This is a genomic window from Algibacter luteus, assembly GCF_900141715.1.
In the GTDB taxonomy this organism is placed as follows: domain Bacteria; phylum Bacteroidota; class Bacteroidia; order Flavobacteriales; family Flavobacteriaceae; genus Arenitalea; species Arenitalea lutea.
On sequence record NZ_FQYK01000001.1, the window covers coordinates 487074 to 511720 of the forward strand.

Below are 24647 nucleotides of genomic sequence, written 5' to 3' on the forward strand. Positions count from 1 at the left end.
CATTATTGAAAAATATAACGAAATATAAAATCACCATACTGTTATTGGTATTACTACCTGTGTTTTTAGGATGCAAGAATAGCAAGCAAAGCTTCGAGAATCAGACTGAAATAGAAAGCACACCAAAAATTTTATTTCTAAATTATGTTATTGAAAAAACTCTTGATAATAAAAGGAAAATTGAGTTTATCAATAAGAAAATAGTAGATGGTAAATTAAAAAATATAGCCTTCGAACCTATTGGAAATGCGGTTGATGGGGATCTTATTTTTTCGGAATTAGATAGCAAGCTAAAAACCATAAATAAAATTCTAATTAAGAATCCTTTGGTGCAAACCATTGAATATGTTGACGATGCAAAACAATTTCAAACAAAAACACTAGACCTAGATAAATCCCAATTTTCTATAAGGTTACAACTAAAAAACGCTACTAAATACATTACAATTAGTAACTTTGCTGAAAACGAGCCCCTTATCAAAACTAAAATTAACTAGTATGAAATTGGTTTTATGCTTTTTATTACTCGCAATTACCCTACAAATTCCTGCACAAACATTTGATGTTGAAGCAATAAAACTTGAAGGCGCTAACGACAAGCGCATCAATCTTGTTTTTATGGGCGATGGCTATACGGCTTTCGAATTAGACCAGTTTATAACCGATGCAACTAATTTCTCTAGTAGTTTATTTGGCCAAAGTCCGTTTACCGAATACGCAGCATACTTTAATGTCTATGCAATAAAAGTGATTTCTAACGAAAGTGGAACCGACCATCCAGGAACTGCAACAGACGTTACGGAACCCGTAATTGACGTAAAATTTGTAGATAATTATTTTAATACGTCTTTTGATACAGCAAATATTCACAGATTACTTTATACTTATGATTCTGCAACCGTTTATGATGTGTTAGCAGATAATTTTCCAGAATACGACCAGCCTGTTATATTGGTGAATACCTCCGAATATGGTGGCGCTGGCGGACCATATGCAACCTCATCGACAGGCACAAGCGCTGATGAAATTGTAATACATGAGTTAGGACACTCACTTTTTGATTTGAAAGATGAGTATTATCCTGGAGATGCTTTAGCAGGAGAAGCCATAAATATGACTCAAGAAACCAATACGAGCTTGGTTAAATGGAAAAACTGGATAGGAACTAGTGGTGTTGGCATTTATCCGTATGGCACTTCAGGAAACGCAGCAACTTGGAACAGACCTCACCAAAACTGTAAAATGCGCTATTTAGGCGTTCCGTTTTGCTCTGTATGTAAGGAAGGGATTGTTGAAAAAATTCATAGTTTAATATCACCCATTGATGCCTACACACCAAATAATACAACGGTTGATGAACCAACCTTTCCATTAGATTTTCAATTAGATTTGATTAAACCTATTCCAAATACCTTAGAAAGCGAATGGACCTTAAATACAGTAAGTTTTGCTAGTAATGTAGATGAAGTATCTGTACTTGAAACCGATTTGGTAGAAGGCGCTAATACGCTAACAGCTGTAATACATGATAACACCCCATTTTTAAGAGTAGATAATCATGAAAGTGTGCATATTCATACCGTAACCTGGACTATAAATTATTCATCATTAGGAATAAATGATATTGAAAGTGAACTAAACAACTATACGATTTCCATGTATCCGAATCCAACAAATAACATTTTAATTGTGACGTTGGAAAGTAACTCTTCTTCTAATTTAAAAATTGAAATTATGAGTTTGGATGGAAAAAAAGTAAAGTCTACAAGTATTTCAAATTATGAAAATACACCAATTGATATTAGTCATTTTAGTGAAGGTGTTTATGTTTCTAATTTCTATTCTGGAAATATTTTAATTGCGAGTAAAAGATTGGTTAAGAATTAATTCTTTTTATCTGGCGGATAACCAGTTAAAATCTTAGCAACTATAGCATTGAATTGTTCTTCGCGTTTTTCTGGTGTTGCGTTTGGTTTGAATGAAGATTCGCTAATGGCTTGCCAAAAGAGTTGTTTTTTATTTTCGTCTACAAAATCTATGATTATTTGTCGGTTTACGTTCGCTTGCCCAATAGGCAAACCTACAGAAATACCGCCACCAACATTTCTTCCTGTCCCTCCTATTCCAATTCCAACAGATTGTCTTTGCAGATTTTGAATTTCAGAACTTTTAATATCGATAAAAAAATCTGGGTCTTCGGAAAGATAATAGCCCTTGGCTTCCATTTGTGCATCGATAACATTCAATAAGCGCTTGGTGTCTAAGTCGCTTAAACCCGTGTCTAAATTCGAGTAATATTGATACGTTTTATAGTTATTGAAATTGGTTGCTTTGTCATAATCATAATCTACACGAATGGGTGCGCAAGAAACGATGAGTAAGGCAAGAATAGTAGCTTTTAGAAATCGCATGAGGCTTTAATTTTAGTTAAAGTTAATCAAAAATTATTCCAAAAGTTTAAGTTTAGTTTTTAAGCTGCGTTAGGGATTGTAAAGGAAATCCTTTTTGTGAGGCACGAGCAAAAAGATTGTATTGTAAAGCCCGACCCTTACGGTAACGCCCTAATTATTTAACATTTTCCAGAGTAAATCTTTGAGTTCTTTAATGCCTTTTTGCGCTACTGATGAAATGAACAAATATGGAATTGGCAACTCGTTATCTAGTTCCTTTTTAAGTTCCGCTTGAAGCTCGTCGTCTAGTAAATCGCTTTTAGAAATGGCGATGATACGCTCCTTGTCAAGCATTTCTGGATTGTATCTTCGGAGTTCATCTAACAAAATATCATATTGTTTTTTAATATCCTTGGCATCTGCAGGAATTAAAAACAGGAGAATAGAATTACGTTCTATATGACGTAAAAAATAATGACCAAGCCCTTTACCTTCTGCAGCGCCCTCAATAATTCCAGGAATATCTGCCATAACGAAGGTTTGAAAATCGCGATATTTAACTATGCCTAAATTGGGTTTTAGAGTTGTAAATTCATAATCGGCAATTTTAGGTTTTGCCGAAGTTATTACTGATAATAAGGTTGATTTTCCAGCATTAGGAAAACCTACCAAACCAACATCGGCAAGTACTTTTAACTCCATGGTAACGTACTTTTCTTCCAATGGAATACCAGGTTGTGCGTAGCGAGGTGTTTGATTGGTTGAGGACTTAAAGTGCCAGTTTCCTAAACCACCTTTACCACCTTCTGCCAATATTCGTTCTTCGCCATCTTCGGTTATTTCAAACAGTATTTGATTGGTTTCGGTATCTCGAATTACAGTTCCTAATGGCACATCGATGTATACATCTTCACCATCGGCACCAGAACTTCTACCGCTACTTCCATGTTCTCCATGTCCCGCTCTGGTATGACGCTTAAATTTTAAGTGAAGTAAAGTCCATAGATTCGCTTTACCGCGCACAATAACATGACCACCACGACCACCATCACCACCATCTGGACCGCCTTTTGTAATATACTTTTCACGATGTAAATGCACAGATCCTTTGCCTCCGTTTCCGGAACAAACATACATTTTTACGTAATCTACAAAGTTACCTTCAGTCATAGTTATTTATTGTTATTAAAAATACAAAAACTATAACTTCAATATTAAAGTTATAGTTTTCAAGTATGAGATTCCTGCTTTTTACAGGAATTTATAGTTTGTCTATTACAGCGCTTAATCGCTTGGTAATTTCTTCAACACTACCAACACCATCAACACCAAAATATTTTTCTTGCGCAGTGAAATAGTCTTTTAAAATTGCAGTTTCGTTGTAATAAACTTTAATTCTGTTTCTTATGACTTCTTCGTCGGCATCATCTGCACGACCGCTTGTTTTTCCACGTTCAAGTAAACGTTTTACTAAAACTTCATCATCAACTTCTAAAGCAATCATCGCATTAATTTGAGAATCTTTGCTGTCCATTAATTTATCTAGAGCTTCAGCCTGCGCATTAGTTCTAGGGAAACCATCAAAAATAAAACCTTTTGCATCAGCATTTTTTTCTACCTCTGCATTCAACATATCTATAGTAACTTGGTCTGGTACAAGTGCGCCCTTATCCATGTATGACTTGGCCAACATGCCTAAAGCGGTTTCGTTTTTAATGTTGTATCTAAAAACATCGCCGGTTGAAATGTGCACTAAATTATACTTCTCTTTTAAGAATTCTGCTTGAGTTCCTTTTCCTGCTCCTGGAGGGCCAAATAGTACTAAGTTTGTCATGTGTTGTGTTTCTTTTATTTGATATACTTCTGGTAAATTTCTTCCTAATCCATCATAATCTAAACCATAGCCTACAATAAATTTATTCGGAATCTCTATACCTACATAATGTAATTTAAAATCTTTTTTATAGGCTTCAGGTTTGTAAAAAAGTGTTGCAATTTTTAACGATTTTACTTTTTCGTTCCTGAAAATCCTATGAACCTCGTGTAACGTGTTTCCGGTATCAATAATATCTTCCAGTATAATTACTGTTCTTCCGGTTAAATCTTGTGTTAGACCAATTAATCGTTGGATATCTTCGCTAGATTTCACGCCTTCATAAGACGCTAATTTTATAAAAGTGACCTCGCAGGTTTTTGGATACTTCTTTACAAAATCGCTAGTTAACATAAACGACCCGTTTAAAATACCAACAAATACAGGTATTTCGTCACCAACGTCTTCAGCAATTTCATCAACCAAGCGCTGTAAGGCATCATCAATTTCTTTAGCAGAAACAAAAGGTTTGAAATATTTATCGTGTAGCTTTATCACGGGTGTTAAATTTTAAAGTTGCAAAGATAATCAATAGATTAAGTAATACCCATTTTTTGATTTACGATTTAGGAAGTATTTTAAGATTTAAGTGTATTTTTGCCTAACTTAAATAAGTTATTAGCTTTAAAACAATGACAAACTATTTTTCTTCAAAATTTAAACTCGGAATACTTGGCGGTGGTCAATTAGGTAAAATGCTGCTTTACAACACCAGAAAATTTGATATTTACACATCTGTTTTGGACGCGAGTGAAGAAGCGCCGTGTAAAATTGCGAGTAATGAATTCCATTTGGGCGACCTCATGGATTATGATGCGGTTTATAATTTTGGAAAACAAGTAGATGTTTTAACCATAGAAATCGAAAATGTTAATGTTGATGCACTAGAAAAACTTGAAAAAGAAGGCGTTAAAGTATATCCATCGGCCAAAACCTTACGAACCATACAAAATAAGGCCAAACAGAAACTGTTTTATAGAGACCATAATATTCCAACATCCGATTTTACGCGTTTTGCCTATATTTCTGAAATTGAAGACTCTCTCGAAAATGGTGGATTAGAATTCCCTTTTGTTTGGAAGGCAGCACAATTTGGGTATGATGGCAATGGTGTTAAAGTGGTTAGAAATTTATCAGATTTAGAAGGTTTGCCTAAAGGCGAGTGTATTGCAGAGGAGTTAATCCCATTTAAAAATGAATTGGCTGTTATTGTAGCAAGAAGTGTATCTGGTGAAACTAAAACGTATCCGGTGGTTGAAATGGAGTTTCATCCTGAAGCGAACCAAGTTGAGTATGTTATTTGTCCGGCACGAATTTCTAATGAGGTCGCGAAAAAAGCTGAGGCCGTTGCTTTAAAAGTCTCAAAAGCTTTTAACCATGTTGGCCTTTTAGCAGTTGAAATGTTTCAAACTAAAGACGATCAAATTCTAGTTAATGAAGTGGCACCAAGACCTCACAATTCTGGTCATCAAACCATTGAAGCTAGCTATACCTCGCAATTTGAACAACATATTAGAGCTATTTTAAATTTACCATTAGGAAGAACAGATGGTAAGGTTGGAGGCGTTATGGTAAATCTTGTTGGCGCAGAAGGCTACAGCGGCAATGTAGTTTATAAAAACATTGAAAACATTATGAATATGGAAGGTGTTACGCCTCATATTTATGGCAAAAAACAAACACGCCCGTTTAGAAAAATGGGGCATGTAACCATTGTAAACGAAGATTTAAATGAAGCCCGACGCGTTGCAGAAGAAGTTAAGAAAAGTATTAAAGTTATAAGCGAATAAATATGAGCAAAGTAGGAGTTATTATGGGAAGCAAAAGCGACCTACCAGTAATGCAAGATGCCATAGACATCTTAAAAGGATTTGATATTGAAGTTGAAGTGGATATTGTTTCTGCGCATCGTACCCCAGAGAAATTATTTGATTATGGAAAGCATGCACACACCAGAGGGTTTTCTGTCGTAATAGCAGGTGCTGGTGGAGCAGCGCACTTACCAGGAATGATAGCTTCCTTATCACCCCTTCCCGTAATTGGCGTTCCTGTAAAAAGCAGTAACTCAATTGATGGATGGGATTCTGTACTCTCTATTTTACAAATGCCTGGTGGTGTACCGGTTGCTACTGTAGCTTTAAATGGTGCCAAAAACGCGGGTATCTTAGCTGCTCAAATTATAGGCTCTAGTGATACATGTGTGCTAGACAAAATCATAGCTTATAAAGAAGGTTTAAAAATTAAAGTCAACGAATCTGCTAAAGATTTAAAATAAAAAAACCCCGAATTACTTCAGGGTTTTCAGCTATTAACAAATAATTCTCAAGAGTTAGTCACTCTGTGTATTATTGGCTGCAAAAATAAATAAAAATTTACTATGCATACATAGTAAATTTTATTTTTAACATATTTATTGAAAAAATGATAACAATATTACGTGTTACATCATTTAAAGTGAGTAATAACCCAACTACATTCAGAATAATTTAATTAATTGGTTTATCAACCAATTCCATTTTTAATTAAATTCAAAAGTACACAACCTAAATTGCTATTATTTTTTTACTATTTTTTTCATAATTGCATTGGTGTTATTATAAGTATACTTCAAGATATATACGCCAGGATTGATATTTTGAGTTCGAATACTATTGTTATATGGAGTATCCAATATCTGTTGCCCTAAAACATCCCATAATTGAATTGTTATAGGGTTTTCATTATCTGTAGTCGTTGTAATTAATTGATTGTTTACGAAAAATGATCGAATTGAATTAATGTCTTCAAAATCAGTTGTACTTAAAATCATTTTACTTACAAAATGAAGTACAAATCTGTTATTATCTTCAACTGCACTAGATACATTAAAATTGTAATCTGCGTTTCTTAAATCTGAATTTATACCCAATAATTTATCTTCAAGTATTATATCAAAATTAGTATCAATATACTCTAACATTATTGAAATTGAATAATTTCCAGCACTGTTTACTTGAAAACCTAGAGGTATTTCATTATCATTATTTTCATTTAAAACAGAACGTCCTTGTATAACATATTTATTGTTATTAATAAGGCTATATAATTTTATAGACGCCTCATGGTTAATAAAAACACCATCATATTGGCTTTCGTAATCATTGGTTGCTCCCGGAATAAAACCTATTAAAATAGGACTATACCCCATAGAACCTGAGAGTTTTATCCAAGATTTACCATCATCCTTGTTGCTTTTTTCGTTATTGCTTTTAAAAAACTGATCGTTATTCCCTACTACTTTATGAGCGTTTCTAAAAGTTGCCGTACCCGCTTGAGTGGCATTAACAAAAACTCCTAATCCAGCAGGTATAAATTCTGAAATTCCGGGTTCAGAAGGGCCAGTACCATAATTATAACTTTTAAAATCATTGACTGAGTTATTTACTCCAGCGTAACTTTGAACCCAATAGTGCATGGTACCCTCTAAAACATCGCTGTTATCTTCATAAAACTTTCTCCAATCAATTGCTGAGGCATATGGATTGCCTATTAAATTATCCATATCTGTTGGACTATTATAATAAATTGGAATATCGATATTACCATTATTCAAAACTCCAGAAAAACTTCTTGTAATTACTCCCGAATCATGGTCTGACCGAATAAAATAACCTTTACCCACTTCCATATTAGCACTTTTAGGTAGTTGAACGTAGGCTGAAGGGTTCTGCGAAGCATCGTATTCATAAATTATAACGTCATTAGTGAATATAGAACTAAATTGAGAGTCTGGAGAAGATACAGGTGTTGACCATATCGTATAAAAATCTGAAGGATAATCAGATGTATCTCTATTTATATTCAAAGATCCAACTCCAGAAATTGGACTACTTTCTCTTACTTCTAAGGAGCCATTATCTTCAACAATTAATATACCGTCATTTAGCAAATCGTATGCAATGGCTAATGTACCTCCATCTTGAATTGTTATTTCGCCTGGGTTGGTCCCGTCAGCTTCAAGTTCAATATCACCTACAACAACCGTCGTGTTAATTTCAGGAAAGTATGTGCTTCCTTTTTTAATAAGCACGGGTTCTTGCTTTGTATTATCCGGTATCAGATCATTTTTCCAGTTTGTTGCGGTTGTCCAATTTGTATCTGTGTTTCCTTCCCATTCTTTAACCGTTAGTCCGCCTTCGCTATCTCTTACATCTGGTAAGCTATTATTATCCAGATAAGTAACAGTATCACCATCAAGAACCGCTAATAGATTAGCATTTTCTGACTGTAAAATTAGTTTAGATTTATTATCATTTATTTCAGCCGCAGTTCGAGCGCTATTCCAAACTCTAAAACCCCATAAATAGCCATCAAAATAATTTTCATCTCCACCACCTTCTTCTATTTGCTCTCCAAACGAATATTCCGAAAGACCTGATGGTATCCAACTGGCTAAAGCTGTAGGAATCTGCAACTTGTCGTCTTTTAATCCAATATTTAAGTTATTATGATCTCCATTACCTCCAATTTGAAAGCCTGCCTTCTGGTCATGTAACACACCATCTAAATACCATTTAAAGTTCGTATTATCCATGGCTGTTACAGCTGGAGTTGGATTTGGAACTGATAGATTGTCAAAAACCAATGCTATATGATACCAAGTATTAGCAGATATAGCTTTTCTAAAATAAGTCCCAGTCCATAAATTGGCATAGTCGTTATCGACGCAATAGGCACCTGCTATTATATAACCACCTTCAATATAGGCTAAAACACCTCGTTTTTCTTCACCTTCCATAAATATGAATTGTCTGGCAACGGTAGAGTTGGCATAAAAATAGGTTTCGTAAGTTCGATTGTTAATTTGCGTTTTGTTTATAACATCAGAATCAGGAATTTTAAAAACATCCTTTTCTATACTATTAACATAAAAGCCATTGTTTGGTGCTTGGGCAAGCGCACCTGTTATTGTTAAAAAAAGCAGCCCCTTTAAAAAAGTAAAAATTTTCATGTGTTAGGGATTTGGTTGGTTTATAAATCATATTTTATTTTAAATGTTGTTTAATAATTTCGATAGGAATTTTCTCTTAAAAATAATCAACAAATAAATATTAATTCGTTATAATTCAAATATATTCGATGAAGTGTATTTTTTAACATGTAAAAACCTACGATGAATTGCGTTCTTGTCAATAAATAATTTTTTATTACTTTTTTTCACAATATCATACGTTGATATATTCTTTAAATTACATTATGAATTTTCACCACACGGAATTCCAAATAATTATATTTTAAAATGGTTTTATTCAGAATTACGTATATAATATTATAAAGTTATAATTAAATTATAGCATAAACATATATTACAAAGAAGCCTTAAAATGGAATTTTCGTTGGATAACCTTTTAACGCAGACCAATGGAAATTTTACAGAGTTGAACGATTATAACAAATTTAATCGTTTCATTAATTCTGGTCTATTGGAGCGACTTAAAGAAATAACATCTTTTTTAAAATGCACACTGTTTTCCTCGATATCTATTATTTTTTAAGCATTTATGATAAATGGACGATACACCTTTAAAAACAAAACGTTTCAAGTAGTCTTAAACACTTGGTTAATTAAGAAAATTTCTAAACGAAATGTAGTCGTCTTTTCATAGTTTTGTAAATTATAAAAAATCAATAATTTCTTTTTACAAATATTTTTTGATGAATATACTTTTAAAACCATTTGATAGTCCATTTAAAACCGCTCCGTTTTCGAAAATTAAAACTAAGGACTTTTTGCCAGCTTTTAAATTGGGTATAAAGGAAGCCAAAGCCGAGATTGACGCCATAATTAATACTACTGAAGAGCCAACTTTTAAAAACACCATTGAAGCTTTAGAGTTTTCTGGAGAGCAATTAGATAGAATTTCAAGTATCTTTTTCAATTTAAATTCTGCTGAAACCAATGAAGAAATTCAAAAAATAGCTCAAGAAGCTTCACCTTTACTTTCAGAGTTTAGTAATGACATTACTTTAAATGAAGAGTTGTTCAAGCGTGTTAAAACGGTTTACGAGGCAAAAGAAGATTTAAAATTAACCACGGAACAAGAGACATTGCTAGATAAAAAATATAAAAGTTTCTCCAGAAATGGCGCCAATCTTCCTGAAGACAAAAAGACGAAACTTCGAGAAATCGATAAAAAATTAAGTCAGTTAAAATTAAAATTTGGCGAAAACGTGTTAGCTGAGACCAATAAATTTGAGATGCTAATTACCGATGAAACCGATTTAGCTGGACTTCCTGAAGGGGCTAAAGAAGCAGCGAAACAAATGGCAGAGTCAAAAAATAAAGCCGGTTGGTTATTTACACTTGACTACCCAAGCTACATTCCTTTTGTAACTTATGCCGATAATAGAGAATTGCGTAAAAAAATAACACTTGCTGCTGGAAGTAAATCGTTTAAAAACGACGCATTAGACAATCAAAAAATTGTGTTACAAATTGTTAATCTAAGACACGAACGCGCTAATCTTTTAGGCTATAAAACACATGCTCATTTTGTACTTGAAGAACGTATGGCCGAAACTCCTGAAACCGTATTAAAGTTCTCGAATGATTTGTTGGAAAAAGCACAACCAGCGGCAAAACGCGAGTTTAAACAACTTGAAAATTTTGCTAAAAAATTAGATAATATCCATCATTTAGAAAAATGGGATGGTTCTTATTATTCTGAAAAACTAAAGCAAAAACTTTTTAGTCTTGATGACGAATTGCTAAAGCCATATTTTAAATTAGAAAATGTCATCAATGGTGCTTTTACCGTTGCTAATAAACTTTTCGATTTACACTTTGAAGAAATCAATGATATTGATAAATACCACGAAGACGTTTTAACCTATAAAGTTACCGACTCTAAAGGGAATTATATTTCTCTTTTTTACGCCGATTTTTTTCCAAGACCAGGAAAACGTAATGGCGCGTGGATGACATCTTACAAGCCGCAATACATTAAAGATGGTGAAAATAGTAGACCACACATTTCAATAGTTTGCAATTTTACCAAGCCCACAAAAACGAAACCGTCTTTACTTACGTTTAATGAGGTCACTACTTTATTTCATGAATTTGGTCACGCCCTTCATGGCATGCTTGCGAACACTACTTACCCTAGTTTATCAGGAACGAGCGTATATTGGGATTTTGTAGAATTACCAAGTCAGATTCTAGAAAACTGGTGTTATGAAAAAGAAGCCTTAGAATTGTTTGCGACACATTATGAAACGGGAGAAGTCATTCCGATGGAATTAGTTGAAAAAATCAAAGAATCAGCAACATTTCATGAAGGGATGCAAATCTTACGCCAATTGAGCTTTGGATTGTTAGATATGAGTTGGCACGGGCAAGACCCATCAAAGATTAAGGATGTAAAAGCTTTTGAAACAGAAACTTTTAAACGAACAACTTTATATCCTGAAACTAAAGAAACTTGTATGAGTACGTCATTTTCTCATATTTTTCAAGGTGGTTATTCATCAGGATATTACAGTTATAAGTGGGCAGAAGTACTAGATGCTGATGCTTTTGAATATTTCAAGGAAAAAGGCATTTTCAACAAAACCGTTGCCAATAAATTTAAAAAACATGTATTAAGCCAAGGTGGAACGGACAACCCCATGACGCTCTATAAACGTTTCAGAGGTCAAGAACCTAAACCTGAAGCGTTATTGAAACGTGCTGGGTTGATTAAAGCTTAACATATTTGAAGTTGGCAATATAGATTAACCATACTTTAAAAATCAGAAATGTAAACCCAAAACGGTTTCTAATTAATAGTTTTATATTTAGACTAACAGCTATTGAAACAGCCTTGAGAGATTTAGTCTAATGTTGATAATATTCACTTTTTTAGCTTATTTTTGAAATTCAAAAAAATTGCATTGCAGATGCCTAACCATGTCATAGATCCAAACCAATGGATTGATCGCTATTCTGATTATCTCTATAACTACACCATATCGCGTGTAAATGATAGTAATATTGCTCAAGATTTAGTGCAAGACACCTTTTTTGCAGGCTTAAAATCAATGAAAAACTTCAAAGGAGAAGCCAGTGAACGCACATGGTTAATTTCTATATTAAAAAGAAAAATTATTGATTATTATCGGAAAATAAATTCTAATAAAGGCAAAGCCGAAGTTAGAATTAATTACAGCGATTCGGAAAGTGAAGGCGATTGGTTGGAAGAACGTGTTGCCGACCCTTTTGATAAAACGGCTGAAGACACGATGCAAAATACTGAGCTTGGTGATGCCATTTATAATTGTCTTGAAAAACTACCACCAAAACAAGCTGAAGTTTTTAAAATGAAAACCATACTTGGTTATGAAACGGAAGTTATATGTAATGAATTAAATATTACAGCGTCTAACCTTTGGGTAATTATACATAGAGCTCGTACTGCTATGGCCGATTGCCTAAAAGAAAATTGGTTTTAATTATGAGTAAATTTAAATTTAAAATTAAGTGTGACGAAGCAAATCATGTTTGCGACAAAACACAGTACGAAGATGCTTCCCTTTGGGAAAAAATAATTCTAAGCTTGCATTTAATTTACTGTAGGGCTTGTAGAAAATACTCAAAAAATAATGCTACACTTACTGAAACCATTGCAAAATCAGAAATTGTGTGTTTAGAAAAGAGCTGCAAAGATGCTATGAAAAAAGATCTTGATAAAGCTATAAGAGAAGTTTCTAACTAAACATCAGTATCAAAACAAGCCAAAAAATTGGCAATCCTTCTACCCAAAACGAACTGTAATAATTCTGCTGTTCAACTTTACTAAAAACTACAAACAACCCAGTTATTATAGCTGTGATTGATAAAACCAAAATAGAAGTTTGGCTTATTTCGTCCTTGAAAAATTCCAACAAGAAAATTATCAATAAAAGTAACACACCTAAAGCTTTAGTTTTTTTCACACCAAGTATTTGAGGGATGGTGAATAATTTTAAATTATCGAATTTTAAGTCTCTAATTTCAAAAGGCAACATTAATACTAAAACGTATAAAAACCGCTGAATCCCGATTATGGCTATATCTATACTCACCTCAATATTAGAATTAATTACTGGGATAAACACCGTTACTCCTGTCCAAACCAAAGCAATCACATAAACTTTTAACCCGCAAATATTCCGTAATGTTTGCTTGTGTTTAGGATACAAGGGAATGGCATATAATATAGTAAGCAAGGTGAAGCAGCCAATAAAAACATGTGTTTTGATCAATAATTGAAGCGCATAGAAACACATCAATACAAAGCAAATAAATGATAAAATTTGAATTAACTTAAGCCAATTAGCCAACTTTCGGTGTCTGAATTTGGCAACCCCAAAATACTTTACAAAATTGTACCCTGTAATTGTAGCATAAAACACAAAATATAGTACGGATTCACTGTAATTTAAATCAAGTTCCAACAAGGTAATCCAAGTCAATGAGAACACCGACAAAGCCACATGAATACTGCTATTGATGTAAAAATTAAGAATCTGTTTAAGGAGTGTCATAAAACAAAAGTAACTAAAGTGTTGATAACGTTTGTGAATAGTTAAAAACTTTCCATTTCACTCAATAAAACACATTAAATATTACGTATTTTTGCGAATTATATAATAAAATTCCGCATTAATGAATACAAATGCTTTCGCTTTGCGTCATATAGGTCCTAGAATAGACGACCAAAAACTCATGTTAAACACGTTAGGATTAGACTCTTTAAACCAACTTATTTACGAAACTATTCCTGATGATATTCGTTTGAAAAAAGATTTAGATTTAGATGAACCGATGTCGGAGCATGAGTATTTATTACATATTCATGAATTATCTAAAAAAAACAAAGTCTATAAAACTTACATAGGTTTAGGTTATCATCCTACCATTTTACCAGCTGTAATTCAAAGAAATATTCTTGAAAATCCAGGTTGGTACACGGCATACACACCTTACCAAGCAGAAATAGCACAAGGAAGACTTGAAGCCTTATTAAATTACCAAACTATGGTGATTGAACTCACAGGTATGGAAATTGCTAACGCCTCATTATTGGACGAAAGTACTGCTGCTGCCGAGGCCATGAGTTTATTATTCGCAGTAAGAGAACGAGATCAGAAAAAAGCGGGTATTAATAAGTTTTTTGTTTCTGAAAATATTTTACCTCAAACATTATCATTACTTCAAACTAGAGCCATTCCAATAGGCATTGAACTTGTTATAGGCGCAGAAGAAAGCTTTAATTTTTCAGAAGAATTTTTTGGAGCCATACTTCAATATCCAGGGAAAGATGGTCAAATTACCGACATCAAATCATTTATTAATCAAGCTGAGAAGAATAGAATTAAAGTAGCAGTTGCTGCCGATATTTTAAGCTTAGTCAAACTCGAGGGCCCAGGGACATTTGGAGCAGATGTTGTTGTTGGAACCACGCAACGTTTCGGAATCCCAATGGGTTACGGTGGCCCGCACGCAGCTTATTTTGCCACGAAAGAACAATACAAACGTGATATACCCGGGCGTATTATTGGCGTAACTAAAGACGCCAATGGTAACCGCGCGTTACGTATGGCGTTACAAACCCGTGAGCAACACATAAAAAGAGACAAGGCTACTTCCAACATTTGTACCGCTCAAGTATTGTTAGCGGTTATGGCCAGTATGTATGCCGTTTATCATGGTCCGCAAGGTTTAGAATTCATTGCAAGTGAAGTTCACAATAAAGCCGTAGCGTTAGCAAATGCTTTAGAAAAACTTGGTTATCAACAAACAAATACTTCATATTTTGATACGCTTCAAATAAAAACAAATGCAAAATCTATAAAAAAAGTTGCGACTCAAAAGAAGGTTAATTTATTTTATCCTGATAAAGAAACTGTAACGATATCAATAAACGAGACAACTTCTATACGGGATATTAATTATTTAATTTCTGTATTTGCTGAAGCTAAAGACAAAGAAACGATTGTGATTTCTGAAGTTGAACATGCCAATAATATTTCTGAAAATTTAAAAAGGCAGTCGGAATTCTTAACAGATGCTGTGTTTAATACTTACCATTCTGAGACCGAGTTGATGCGTTACATCAAATCATTAGAACGTAAAGATTTAGCCTTAAATCACTCCATGATTTCTTTGGGATCATGTACGATGAAATTAAATGCAGCTGCCGAAATGTTACCTTTAAGTATTTATAAATGGGCAAATATTCATCCTTTTGTTCCTAAAAAACAAGCTCACGGCTATCTTACTGTTTTAAAAGAACTGGAAGACCAACTCACTGAAATAACAGGTTTCTCAGCAACTTCATTGCAACCAAATTCTGGCGCGCAAGGTGAATTTGCTGGACTTATGGTTATAAAAGCCTACCATGAATCTCGTGGAGACCACCATAGAAATATTTGCTTAATTCCATCATCTGCACACGGAACAAATCCTGCAAGTGCGGTTATGGCAGGAATGAAAGTAGTAGTTACAAAATCGACTGAAGAAGGTAATATAGACGTCGATGATTTACGGGAAAAAGCCGAATTACATAAAGACAACTTATCTTGTTTAATGGTTACCTATCCATCAACACATGGTGTTTACGAGTCTGCAATCAAAGAAATTACCAAAATTATTCATGATAATGGCGGACAAGTATATATGGATGGTGCAAACATGAACGCCCAAGTAGGATTAACCAATCCAGGGAATATTGGAGCCGATGTATGCCATTTAAACCTACACAAAACTTTTGCTATTCCTCATGGCGGCGGTGGTCCTGGAGTTGGCCCAATCTGTGTAGCAAAACAACTTGTTCCTTTTTTACCAGGCAACCCTTTGGTTAAAACGGGAGGCGAAAAAGCCATAACGGCAATTTCTGCTGCACCTTATGGTTCTGCATTGGCTTGCTTGATTTCGTATGGTTATATTAAGATGTTAGGTTCTAAAGGATTAACAGAATCCACTAGAATAGCCATATTAAATGCTAACTATATTAAGCACCGTCTACACGGTAGTTTTGAAACATTATACTCTGGTGAACGTGGGCGTGCAGCTCATGAAATGATTGTGGATTGCCGACCTTTTAAAGCAAATGGCATTGAAGTTACTGATATTGCTAAGCGTTTAATGGATTATGGTTTTCATGCGCCAACAGTATCATTTCCTGTTGCAGGAACTTTAATGATTGAACCAACTGAAAGCGAGAGTAAAGATGAAATTGATCGTTTTTGTGATGCTATGCTTTCAATAAAAAAAGAAATAGACGGTGTAACAAAAGAAGACGAAAATAATATTTTAAAGAATGCACCCCATACGCTTGATATGATTACTGCCAATACTTGGGATTTTCCTTATACTAGAGAAGAAGCTGCTTTTCCACTAGACTATGTAAGAGAAAATAAATTTTGGCCGAGTGTAAGACGTGTTGATGATGCCTATGGCGATAGAAATTTAATATGCTCTTGTACGCCAATAGAAGCTTTTATCGAAGCCTAAAATAGGTCTTGAACATCGTAAAATTTTATAAAATAATAACGTCATTATTTTGAAATAATTTAATTTGCTAATAAGAACAAAATTATAAGCAATTTTCATATTTATGAATATTAAAATTACAGGTACTGGTAGCTATATACCAGCCAATATAGAAAAGAACGAAAATTTTCACAGTCACGAATTTTTAAATAGTGATGGCTCAACAATTAATGCGCCTAACGAAGTGATTGTTAAAAAGTTTAAAGCTATAACTGGAATTGAAGAGCGGCGTTATGCTAAAAGTCATTTAAACACTTCCGATCTTGCTACTTTTGCAGCTGAGAAAGCCATAGAAAAAGCTAAAATTAATCGTGAAGAATTAGATTATATTATTGTTGCGCATAACTACGGTGATGTTAGATCTGGTAGTATACAAAGTGATACGGTTCCAAGTATCGCTTCAAGGGTAAAACATTTGCTAAGAATTAAAAACCCTAAATGTGTTGGATACGATTTACTTTTCGGATGCCCAGGTTGGGTTGAAGGCGTAATACAAGCCAATGCTTTTATTAAATCTGGGATAGCCAAAAAATGTTTGGTGATTGGTGCTGAAACTTTATCGCGAATTTTAGATCCACATGATAGAGATTCTATGATTTATAGTGATGGTGCTGGGGCAGTAATTATTGAAGCTACTGATGATGAAGGTGGCATTATTACGCACGATTCGGCAACTTTTGCATTAGATGAAGCTCATTTTATATTCTTCGGTCAAACAAACAATCAAAATTCTGTTGACAATCGACGTTACATAAAGATGTATGGTAGAAAAATTTATGAATTTGCATTAACCAATGTGCCTTTGGCTATGAAATCTTGTCTTGACAAAAGTGGAGTATCTATTTCTGATGTCAAAAAAATACTCATTCATCAAGCCAACGAAAAAATGGACGAAGCCATTGTAAAACGTTTTTACGAGCTTTATAATATGCAGATGCCAGAAAATATTATGCCCATGAGTATCGGAAAACTAGGAAACTCAAGTGTTGCTACGGTTCCTACTTTATATGATTTGATTTTAAATGGTGAACTTGACAATCAAGAAATAAATAAAGGTGATGTCGTTATTTTTGCTAGTGTTGGAGCAGGCATGAACATAAATGCTATCATTTACAAGCAATAAGTAGTTAATGATTTTAAGGATTCTGTTTTCACGGAAATAAAAAATAAATGTTGAATGTACGAGAAAACCTTTCCTAATAAGCGATACAAACATACTATTGAGTTTCTAGAAAAACACGTTACTAATTCATCTTCAATTTTAGATTTAGGAGTTACTAATCCATTTTCTAAAATCATGTTAGATCATGGTTATACCGTTGAAAATACTAAAGGTGAAGATTTAGATTTAGACACTTCTACAATTGAAAACTCTAACGCCGATGTAGTTACTGCATTTGAAATATTTGAACACCTGCTTTCCCCTTTTACAGTTTTAAAATCTATAAAATCGAATAAATTGGTGGCTAGTGTACCTCTTAAATTATGGTTTTCTTCGGCTTATAGAAGTAAAACCGATATGCTAGACAGACATTATCATGAGTTTGAAGATTGGCAATTTGACTGGTTACTTGAAAAAGCTGGATGGAGAATAATAGACCGCCAAAAATGGACAAACCCAACAAAAAAAATTGGTATCCGACCAATTTTAAGATGGTTCACTCCTCGATATTATATTGTGTATGCTGAAAAGGCATAACATTTAAATCAAGTTTTAAAAATTAATGCTTTAAAAATTGGGTTTTGATATTTATATATTGAAATTTACAACATGGACTTTTACATTGTCATTCCTGCACATAACGAAGCAGATTCTATAGGACTCACAATTCACTCTTTGGTTAATCAAACTTTGAAACCAAAACAAATTGTTGTAGTTAATGACAATTCTACCGATAATACTGAATCTATCGTTGATAGCTATGTTAAAAAACATTCTTTTATTTCTTTAGTTAACAATAAATCTTCCAATCAGCATTTACCAGGTTCAAAAATAATAAATGCCTTTTATAAAGGGTTTGATACTTTAGACGACCATTATGATGTGATTTGTAAGTTTGATGCCGACTTAATTTTTCCGTCTAATTACTTAGAAGTGATTTCAAATCATTTTAAAAAAAACAACAGACTAGGTATGGTATCTGGCTTTTGTTACATAGAAAAAGACAATCAATGGGTTTTAGAAAATCTTACCCGAAAAGACCATATTCGAGGTGCCCTAAAAGCTTATAAAAAAGATTGTTTTTTGGAAATTGGAAAATTAAAACCATCCATGGGTTGGGATACCATTGATGAACTATTGGCAAAATATTACAACTGGTATATTTTAACTGATGAATCGTTACAGGTAAAACACCTAAAACCAACCGGAATAAGCTACAACAAGGGCTCAAAATATTTGCAAGGTGAAGCAATGTATAAAATGCGCTACGGTTTTATAATTACAAGCATTTCTGCATTAAAATTAGCGTACAGAAAAGGAAATTTTTCTTTGTTTAAAGATTATATGGCAGGGTATTTTAAAGCTAAAAAAGAAAAATTACCTTTTTTAGTTTCGGAAGAAGAAGGACACTTTATTAGGAAATTACGATGGAAAGGGATTCTTGGCAAGTTTAAATTATAGATGCTGCAACAACGCTCCGCATCTTAAAACTCATTCGGCTAGTTAAAACTCCAATCTTTGTAACTACTTGACGCTTCCAACTTATTTTCGATAGTATCGTCTAACTCTGGAAAAAAGTCAATGCCAGTTAAAGCTTCAACTTCATCAACCGAAACTACAAATTCGTATAATGGTTTACTGGAATTTTCATGTGGCATTAGAAATGCAATCATTTTTGTTTTTCCCGTATTATTATCAATCAACACTTTGTAAAATTGATTTGGCACTGACACCTTTTCATTTCCTATGGTCTTCATTTGTCCTTTTAAAACACCACCAGTAACCACAAAAACACCATCGTATTTACTAGCCCAATAACGCACTTTCTGTTCTAAAGTATTCCAAATACCAGAATTAAAATCGTGTACCTGAGGGCTTATATTACTTGTTAAAAATGTTTCGTCGTGCGCATTCTGGCTATACTTTCTATCGCCAGCAGGACAAAGATGCCCGCGATCGAAACCTGAATTCTTGTAGTTTCTCCAACTTGCAGCCCCTGTTTTCACCGCTTTATCAATTTCAAAATAAGGACGTTTAAAATTCGTATTAGTAAGGTGCCCTTTTTTCAATTCGTAAGCCACCCATTCCGCTTGTTCGTGAGGCTCGCTATACGATAAGGAGAAACCTTCATGATGCACAATTTGCCCTGTTGTAGATGTAGGCAAAAAGTATTCGTTTGTATTATTTTTAACTGCTTTTCCTTCAGTAATAATCTCAACTTGTTCTTCTTCCTTTAGAAAATGTTCGTATGTATAAACACCTAAAACAATTAGAATTGCAAGTAATGAAAAGATTGATTTTTTACTCATCAAAAACAAAATCTAAAGGTTGACCAATTGCGGCATTTGGAAAACTTATACCTAAAAGTGCTGACATGGTTGGTGCAATATCTGTAATTTCTGTTTTCTTAAATGTTTGACCTTTTTTAATGCCTTTTCCAAAGAATAACAATGGCACATGAGTATCATACATAAATCCTGAATGATGATCGGTTCCTGTTCTGTTCCATTTTGTGTCTTTAAAAACTTCGGGGGTGTAAACAAACATGAGGTCGCCTGAGCGTTTCTGATTATGCCCATTCTCCAAAAGGGTTTCAACATAACCATGAGAACCAATAAACTGATTTATATCAGAGGTTACATATACTTTATCAATTAGCTTATACTTTAATAATTCAAGCGCTAAAATTTCTTTTATTTCTTTTAAATCTAAGTTATTCGAAATAATTTTCTTTTGATTGAGAAAAATTTGGCTATTAATTCTACTTAAAATTAAACCCGAAACTTTAAATTGTTCTTCTAAAAAGGCATTCATTTCATCAAACATTTTGCTCTCATCAAAAAGCCCTGAAGGAATATGATTTGACTTTAAATAATTAGGTACATGTGATGCTCCATGATCTGCGGTTAAAAACACGGTATATTCACCCTCACCAACTTTGTCATCCAGAGCTTTTAGTAAGCGTTCTAAATCTAAATCAAGGCGCAAATAAGTATCTTCAATTTCTATAGAATTTGGACCAAAATCATGACCAACTTTATCTGTACTAGAGTAGCTTATTGTTAAAACGTCTGTTATATCATCTTTTCCTAAACCTTCAGCATCAATAGCCTTTATTACAAAATCTGTCGTTAAACTATTTCCATAAGGGCTTTCAACAATTATTTCAAAGTTACCATTATCGCGTTTTAGATTTTGTAAATCGTAAGGAAATGTCGCTGTAGTTTTACCTTCAAAAATACGTTCGAAATTATTTAAATCACTTCCACTCTCTGCATAAGTATTTATATCATACAAAGTATTCCATTCTTTAAAATAATTTTCAGTCACATCCGATGCGTTAAAATCTGTTACCCATTTAGGAAGCGCCTTCATATAAAATGAACTAGTCACCCAATTACCTGAACCATTGTTTTCAAAATCAAACCAATAAGCAGCATTGGCAGCATGACCCGCCGGAAAAACAGCACCTCTATCCTTTAGTGAAATCCCGATAGATTTACCTCGCATTTGAGTAAACAATCGATTTTCATCTGCAAATGTTGATGCAAGCATTCTATGTGGAGACATTTTTCCTGCTTCATTTTCTGTGCCTATAGACTCTAAATTACTATCTCTGGCACAATACACATTCTTTTTTTGATCTTTATCAAACCAATCATTACCAATAATACCATGGTATTTAGGGGTAGTACCAGTAAATATTGAAGCATGTCCCGGACCCGTTTTGGTAGGTATATAGTTAAAATGGTTGTTTTTACAATTATAGCCCTCGTTAATTAAACGTTTAAATCCACCATCACCATATTTATCATAATAACGAGTTAAATAATCATATCGCATTTGGTCTACAACAACTCCAACAACCAACTTTGGTCTTTCATTCTGGGTAAAAACTGATAACGATAGAAAAAAAACAATAAAAAATGTGAAAAGATATTTCATCAATAAAAAGAGTTTAATTGGCTCAAAAATACAAATATTAAAGCATCATTATTTAAAATTAAAGTTAAATACCCCTAAGTTTTTTTTACATTAGCACTTACAAATATATATATGACATACCTCCATAATATAGGCGCTTATTTTCTAATGATTGTAGAAATGTTTCGTAAACCCACAAAGTGGACTGTAATGAAACAATTGATACTTAAAGATGTTGATGATTTAATAATTGGCTCGTTAGGTATTGTGGCATTTATATCATTTTTTGTGGGAGGCGTTGTAACCATTCAAACGGCATTAAATATTGATAACCCTTTAATTCCGAAATACCTTGTTGGTTTCGCAACAAGGCAATCTATTGTTCTAGAATTTGCTCCTACATTTATGTCTATTATAATGGCTGGTAAAGTAGGTTCGTTTATCACCTCTAGTATTGGTACGATGCGCGTTACCGAACAGATTGATGCCTTAGAGGTTATGGGAATAAACTCGCTTAATTATCTGGTTTTTCCAAAATTCATAGCGTTATTATTATACCCATTTGTTATTTCAATTGCCATGTTTTTAGGCATTCTTGGTGGTATGGCGGCATGCGTCTATGGTGGTTTTAGCACACTCGAAGATTATATAGTAGGAATTCAAACCGATTTTATTTCGTTTCATGTTACCTATGCATTTATAAAAACCTTTGTATTTGCGTTTATACTGGCTACGGTTCCTTCGTTTCATGGTTATTACATGAAAGGTGGTGCACTAGAAGTTGGTAAGGCTAGTACAACGTCGTTTGTATGGACCAGTGTGCTTATCATTCTTTTAAATTATTTACTAACCCAAATGTTATTAAGCTAATGATAGAAGTTAATAATTTACATAAATCGTTTGGCGATGTTGAAATTTTAAAAGGAATTAGCACCACTTTTGATAAAGGAAAAACCAATCTTATTATCGGGCAAAGTGGTTCGGGAAAAACGGTGTTTTTAAAATGCTTATTAGGCCTATTTGATTATGAAGAGGGTACCATATCTTACGACGGTAAAATATTTTCATTACTTTCTGAAGATGAAAAACGTAACTTAAGAGCCAAAATTGGTATGGTTTTTCAAGGGAGTGCATTGTTCGATTCCATGACTATTGCACAAAACGTAATGTTTCCGTTGCAGATGTTTACCAAACAAAGCAAAAGCGAAATGGAAGATCGTGTTGATTTTGTTTTAAAACGTGTTAATTTAGACGATGCTCATAAAAAAATGCCAAGTGAAGCCTCTGGTGGTATGCAAAAACGTGTGGCTATTGCTCGCGCTATTGTAAACAACCCTATGTATTTATTTTGCGATGAACCAAACTCTGGATTAGACCCTAAAACAGCTATTGTTATAGACAACCTTATTCAAGAGATTACCGATGAATATCAAATTACCACCGTAATTAATTCTCATGATATGAATTCGGTAATGGAAATAGGTGAAAAAATCGTCTTCTTAAAAAATGGATTAAAAGCATGGGAAGGCTCCAATGAAACCATTTTTAAAACGGATAATGAATCGGTTACCGATTTTGTTTACTCTTCAAATTTGTTTAAAAAAGTACGTAAAATGTACATAGAGGAAAACGAGTAAAATAGTTAAGAATTATTCTTATGATAAAAGCATTTAAAATTTCCTTAATATCTGCTGCAATATGTTTTTTAATCACACTAATTTTTTTACTAATTGGCTATAAACAATTTATAGGCATACCCATTATTTTACTTTTAACTTTTTTGAGTATCACCGCAAGATGCAGTCAGCTTTATAAGAGTCTTTCTTTCACCATTTTAATATTTGCAGCCGTGGCTTTAGCCATGTTTTACCCACAACTCTTTATTCAAATAGGGGATTTTAAGTTAAAACTTTTAATTGTTCCATTATTACAAATTATTATGTTTGGCATGGGTACTTCTATGAGTATTCAAGATTTTAAAGGTGTTATAAAAATGCCAAAAGGCGTGCTTATAGGATTAATTTGTCAGTTTACTATAATGCCTGTTTTGGGATTTTCAATTGCGCAATTATTTGGTTTTTCAAGCGAAATTGCCGCAGGTATTGTTTTAATAGGCTGTTCACCAAGCGGTTTAGCATCAAATGTTATGGTGTTTTTAGCAAAAGCCAATTTAGCCCTATCAATAACTTTAACGGCCATATCTACATTATTGGCTCCTTTTATAACCCCCTTACTCATGGAACTTTTAGCTGGTGAGTTTATCCCCATTGATATTTATCAAATGATGCTTAGTATAGTTAAAATGGTGATTATTCCAATAATTGCTGGATTAATTTTTAATCGTTTATTTCATGGTAAATTTCCTTGGTTAGATATTTTATTACCAAAAATATCAATGGGTGCCATTGCTTTAATTATTGTTATTATTGTTGCCGCGGGCAGAGATAATTTATTAGATATAGGTCTTTTGTTAGTTGCCGCTGCTATTATTCATAATACTACAGGTTACTTTTTTGGATACTGGGGTTGCAGGCTATTTAAATTAAAGGAAAATGATTGCAGAACGATTGCCTTAGAAGTTGGAATGCAAAATGGCGGGTTAGCTTCGGGTATTGCTTTAGAATTAGGAAAAGTTTCAACAGTAGGTTTGGCCCCAGCTATTTTTGGGCCATGGATGAATATCTCTGGTTCTGCGTTAGCATCTTGGTGGAGAGATAGAACACCAGTTAATCAATAAATTTCTGA

Annotated in this window: 21 protein-coding genes and 1 pseudogene; 14 read left to right on the forward strand and 8 right to left on the reverse strand. The window is 33.5% G+C overall.

What is annotated here, in order from left to right; genetic code table 11:
* The first annotated feature begins 5 nt into the window (after positions 1 to 5).
* On the forward strand, positions 6 to 497 hold the full coding sequence (locus BUA46_RS01975) for a hypothetical protein (protein WP_019386245.1): 492 nt from the start codon (positions 6 to 8) through the stop codon (positions 495 to 497).
* A 1-nt stretch (position 498) separates the two neighbouring features.
* Complete coding sequence (locus BUA46_RS01980; protein WP_019386244.1) at positions 499 to 1887, forward strand: T9SS type A sorting domain-containing protein; 1389 nt, start codon at positions 499 to 501, stop codon at positions 1885 to 1887.
* On the opposite strand, the gene BUA46_RS01985 is transcribed toward BUA46_RS01980, so the two are convergent.
* From BUA46_RS01985 to BUA46_RS01995, 3 genes are all read right to left on the reverse strand, one after another.
* The gene (locus tag BUA46_RS01985; protein WP_019386243.1) at positions 1884 to 2411 is read right to left on the reverse strand and encodes a DUF4136 domain-containing protein; all 528 of its coding nucleotides are present in this window, start codon (positions 2409 to 2411) and stop codon (positions 1884 to 1886) included. The genes BUA46_RS01980 and BUA46_RS01985 overlap by 4 nt on opposite strands.
* Before the next feature lie 150 nt (positions 2412 to 2561).
* Complete coding sequence (obgE, locus tag BUA46_RS01990) at positions 2562 to 3560, reverse strand: GTPase ObgE (protein WP_019386242.1); 999 nt, start codon at positions 3558 to 3560, stop codon at positions 2562 to 2564.
* Between the two features lie 91 nt (positions 3561 to 3651).
* Complete coding sequence (locus BUA46_RS01995) at positions 3652 to 4761, reverse strand: adenylate kinase (protein WP_019386241.1); 1110 nt, start codon at positions 4759 to 4761, stop codon at positions 3652 to 3654.
* A gap of 134 nt (positions 4762 to 4895) precedes the next feature.
* Here BUA46_RS01995 and BUA46_RS02000 point away from each other — a divergent pair, with 134 nt between their 5' ends.
* A complete protein-coding gene (locus tag BUA46_RS02000) occupies positions 4896 to 6053 on the forward strand; it encodes a 5-(carboxyamino)imidazole ribonucleotide synthase (RefSeq protein WP_019386240.1) in 1158 nt (385 codons plus the stop codon).
* A gap of 2 nt (positions 6054 to 6055) precedes the next feature.
* Entirely contained in the window at positions 6056 to 6538 is a 483-nt protein-coding gene (gene purE, locus BUA46_RS02005; protein ID WP_019386239.1) for a 5-(carboxyamino)imidazole ribonucleotide mutase, read from the forward strand.
* Between the two features lie 279 nt (positions 6539 to 6817).
* On the opposite strand, the gene BUA46_RS02010 is transcribed toward purE, so the two are convergent.
* Both BUA46_RS02010 and BUA46_RS15205 read right to left on the reverse strand, forming a co-directional pair.
* Positions 6818 to 9253, reverse strand: coding sequence for a T9SS type A sorting domain-containing protein (locus BUA46_RS02010; protein WP_019386238.1), 2436 nt, complete (start codon positions 9251 to 9253; stop codon positions 6818 to 6820).
* Positions 9254 to 9688: 435 nt separating this feature from the next.
* A pseudogene (locus BUA46_RS15205) lies at positions 9689 to 9835 on the reverse strand (DNA-binding response regulator); the annotation flags it as partial.
* 122 nt (positions 9836 to 9957) lie between these two features.
* Here BUA46_RS15205 and BUA46_RS02020 point away from each other — a divergent pair.
* The 3 genes from BUA46_RS02020 (at position 9958) to BUA46_RS02030 (ending at position 12995) form a co-directional block, all read left to right on the forward strand.
* Positions 9958 to 11991, forward strand: a complete 2034-nt coding sequence (locus BUA46_RS02020; protein WP_019386237.1) for a M3 family metallopeptidase — start codon at positions 9958 to 9960, stop codon at positions 11989 to 11991.
* Positions 11992 to 12180: 189 nt separating this feature from the next.
* The gene (locus BUA46_RS02025; RefSeq protein WP_019386236.1) at positions 12181 to 12732 is read left to right on the forward strand and encodes a sigma-70 family RNA polymerase sigma factor; all 552 of its coding nucleotides are present in this window, start codon (positions 12181 to 12183) and stop codon (positions 12730 to 12732) included.
* 2 nt (positions 12733 to 12734) lie between these two features.
* Entirely contained in the window at positions 12735 to 12995 is a 261-nt protein-coding gene (locus BUA46_RS02030; RefSeq protein ID WP_035105948.1) for a hypothetical protein, read from the forward strand.
* Here BUA46_RS02030 and BUA46_RS02035 read toward each other — a convergent pair.
* The gene (locus BUA46_RS02035; protein WP_026009901.1) at positions 12988 to 13806 is read right to left on the reverse strand and encodes a UbiA prenyltransferase family protein; all 819 of its coding nucleotides are present in this window, start codon (positions 13804 to 13806) and stop codon (positions 12988 to 12990) included. The genes BUA46_RS02030 and BUA46_RS02035 overlap by 8 nt on opposite strands.
* 121 nt (positions 13807 to 13927) lie before the next feature.
* Between BUA46_RS02035 and gcvP the strand changes: the two genes are divergently transcribed.
* The 4 genes from gcvP to BUA46_RS02055 all read left to right on the forward strand — a co-directional run bounded on the left by gcvP (position 13928) and on the right by BUA46_RS02055 (position 19439).
* Positions 13928 to 16777, forward strand: coding sequence for an aminomethyl-transferring glycine dehydrogenase (gene gcvP / locus BUA46_RS02040; protein ID WP_019386233.1), 2850 nt, complete (start codon positions 13928 to 13930; stop codon positions 16775 to 16777).
* A gap of 103 nt (positions 16778 to 16880) precedes the next feature.
* The gene (locus BUA46_RS02045; protein ID WP_019386232.1) at positions 16881 to 17939 is read left to right on the forward strand and encodes a 3-oxoacyl-ACP synthase III family protein; all 1059 of its coding nucleotides are present in this window, start codon (positions 16881 to 16883) and stop codon (positions 17937 to 17939) included.
* A gap of 54 nt (positions 17940 to 17993) precedes the next feature.
* Complete coding sequence (locus BUA46_RS02050) at positions 17994 to 18515, forward strand: class I SAM-dependent methyltransferase (RefSeq protein ID WP_019386231.1); 522 nt, start codon at positions 17994 to 17996, stop codon at positions 18513 to 18515.
* Between the two features lie 72 nt (positions 18516 to 18587).
* The gene (locus tag BUA46_RS02055) at positions 18588 to 19439 is read left to right on the forward strand and encodes a glycosyltransferase family 2 protein (RefSeq protein WP_019386230.1); all 852 of its coding nucleotides are present in this window, start codon (positions 18588 to 18590) and stop codon (positions 19437 to 19439) included.
* A gap of 38 nt (positions 19440 to 19477) precedes the next feature.
* On the opposite strand, the gene BUA46_RS02060 is transcribed toward BUA46_RS02055, so the two are convergent.
* The gene (locus BUA46_RS02060) at positions 19478 to 20287 is read right to left on the reverse strand and encodes a DNA/RNA non-specific endonuclease (protein ID WP_019386229.1); all 810 of its coding nucleotides are present in this window, start codon (positions 20285 to 20287) and stop codon (positions 19478 to 19480) included.
* Positions 20280 to 21923 carry an alkaline phosphatase PafA gene (pafA, locus tag BUA46_RS02065; protein WP_019386228.1) on the reverse strand — a complete coding sequence of 548 codons (1644 nt, stop codon included), beginning with the start codon at positions 21921 to 21923 and terminating at the stop codon, positions 20280 to 20282. Before pafA ends, BUA46_RS02060 begins: the two co-directional genes overlap by 8 nt.
* 111 nt (positions 21924 to 22034) lie before the next feature.
* Here pafA and BUA46_RS02070 point away from each other — a divergent pair, with 111 nt between their 5' ends.
* The 3 genes from BUA46_RS02070 to BUA46_RS02080 all read left to right on the forward strand — a co-directional run bounded on the left by BUA46_RS02070 (position 22035) and on the right by BUA46_RS02080 (position 24639).
* A complete protein-coding gene (locus BUA46_RS02070) occupies positions 22035 to 22772 on the forward strand; it encodes an MlaE family ABC transporter permease (RefSeq protein WP_019386227.1) in 738 nt (245 codons plus the stop codon).
* Positions 22772 to 23539: an ABC transporter ATP-binding protein gene (locus tag BUA46_RS02075; RefSeq protein WP_019386226.1), complete on the forward strand. Its 768-nt coding sequence runs from the start codon at positions 22772 to 22774 to the stop codon at positions 23537 to 23539. The genes BUA46_RS02070 and BUA46_RS02075 overlap by 1 nt, the downstream gene beginning before the upstream one ends.
* A gap of 143 nt (positions 23540 to 23682) precedes the next feature.
* A complete protein-coding gene (locus tag BUA46_RS02080; RefSeq protein ID WP_237714649.1) occupies positions 23683 to 24639 on the forward strand; it encodes a bile acid:sodium symporter family protein in 957 nt (318 codons plus the stop codon).
* The last annotated feature ends 8 nt before the right edge of the window (positions 24640 to 24647 follow it).

Coding starts and splice junctions, on each gene's coding strand:
- BUA46_RS02055 (WP_019386230.1), top strand. CDS start 18,588: ATGGACTTTTACATTGTCATTCCTGCACATAACGAAGCAGATTCTATA.
- BUA46_RS02025 (WP_019386236.1), top strand. CDS start 12,181: ATGCCTAACCATGTCATAGATCCAAACCAATGGATTGATCGCTATTCT.
- purE (WP_019386239.1), top strand. CDS start 6,056: ATGAGCAAAGTAGGAGTTATTATGGGAAGCAAAAGCGACCTACCAGTA.
- BUA46_RS02045 (WP_019386232.1), top strand. CDS start 16,881: ATGAATATTAAAATTACAGGTACTGGTAGCTATATACCAGCCAATATA.
- obgE (WP_019386242.1), bottom strand. CDS start 3,560: ATGACTGAAGGTAACTTTGTAGATTACGTAAAAATGTATGTTTGTTCC.
- BUA46_RS02020 (WP_019386237.1), top strand. CDS start 9,958: ATGAATATACTTTTAAAACCATTTGATAGTCCATTTAAAACCGCTCCG.
- pafA (WP_019386228.1), bottom strand. CDS start 21,923: ATGAAATATCTTTTCACATTTTTTATTGTTTTTTTTCTATCGTTATCA.
- BUA46_RS01980 (WP_019386244.1), top strand. CDS start 499: ATGAAATTGGTTTTATGCTTTTTATTACTCGCAATTACCCTACAAATT.
- BUA46_RS02075 (WP_019386226.1), top strand. CDS start 22,772: ATGATAGAAGTTAATAATTTACATAAATCGTTTGGCGATGTTGAAATT.
- BUA46_RS02010 (WP_019386238.1), bottom strand. CDS start 9,253: ATGAAAATTTTTACTTTTTTAAAGGGGCTGCTTTTTTTAACAATAACA.
- BUA46_RS02000 (WP_019386240.1), top strand. CDS start 4,896: ATGACAAACTATTTTTCTTCAAAATTTAAACTCGGAATACTTGGCGGT.
- BUA46_RS02030 (WP_035105948.1), top strand. CDS start 12,735: ATGAGTAAATTTAAATTTAAAATTAAGTGTGACGAAGCAAATCATGTT.
- BUA46_RS01985 (WP_019386243.1), bottom strand. CDS start 2,411: ATGCGATTTCTAAAAGCTACTATTCTTGCCTTACTCATCGTTTCTTGC.
- BUA46_RS02060 (WP_019386229.1), bottom strand. CDS start 20,287: ATGAGTAAAAAATCAATCTTTTCATTACTTGCAATTCTAATTGTTTTA.
- BUA46_RS02035 (WP_026009901.1), bottom strand. CDS start 13,806: ATGACACTCCTTAAACAGATTCTTAATTTTTACATCAATAGCAGTATT.
- BUA46_RS02070 (WP_019386227.1), top strand. CDS start 22,035: ATGACATACCTCCATAATATAGGCGCTTATTTTCTAATGATTGTAGAA.
- gcvP (WP_019386233.1), top strand. CDS start 13,928: ATGAATACAAATGCTTTCGCTTTGCGTCATATAGGTCCTAGAATAGAC.
- BUA46_RS02050 (WP_019386231.1), top strand. CDS start 17,994: ATGTACGAGAAAACCTTTCCTAATAAGCGATACAAACATACTATTGAG.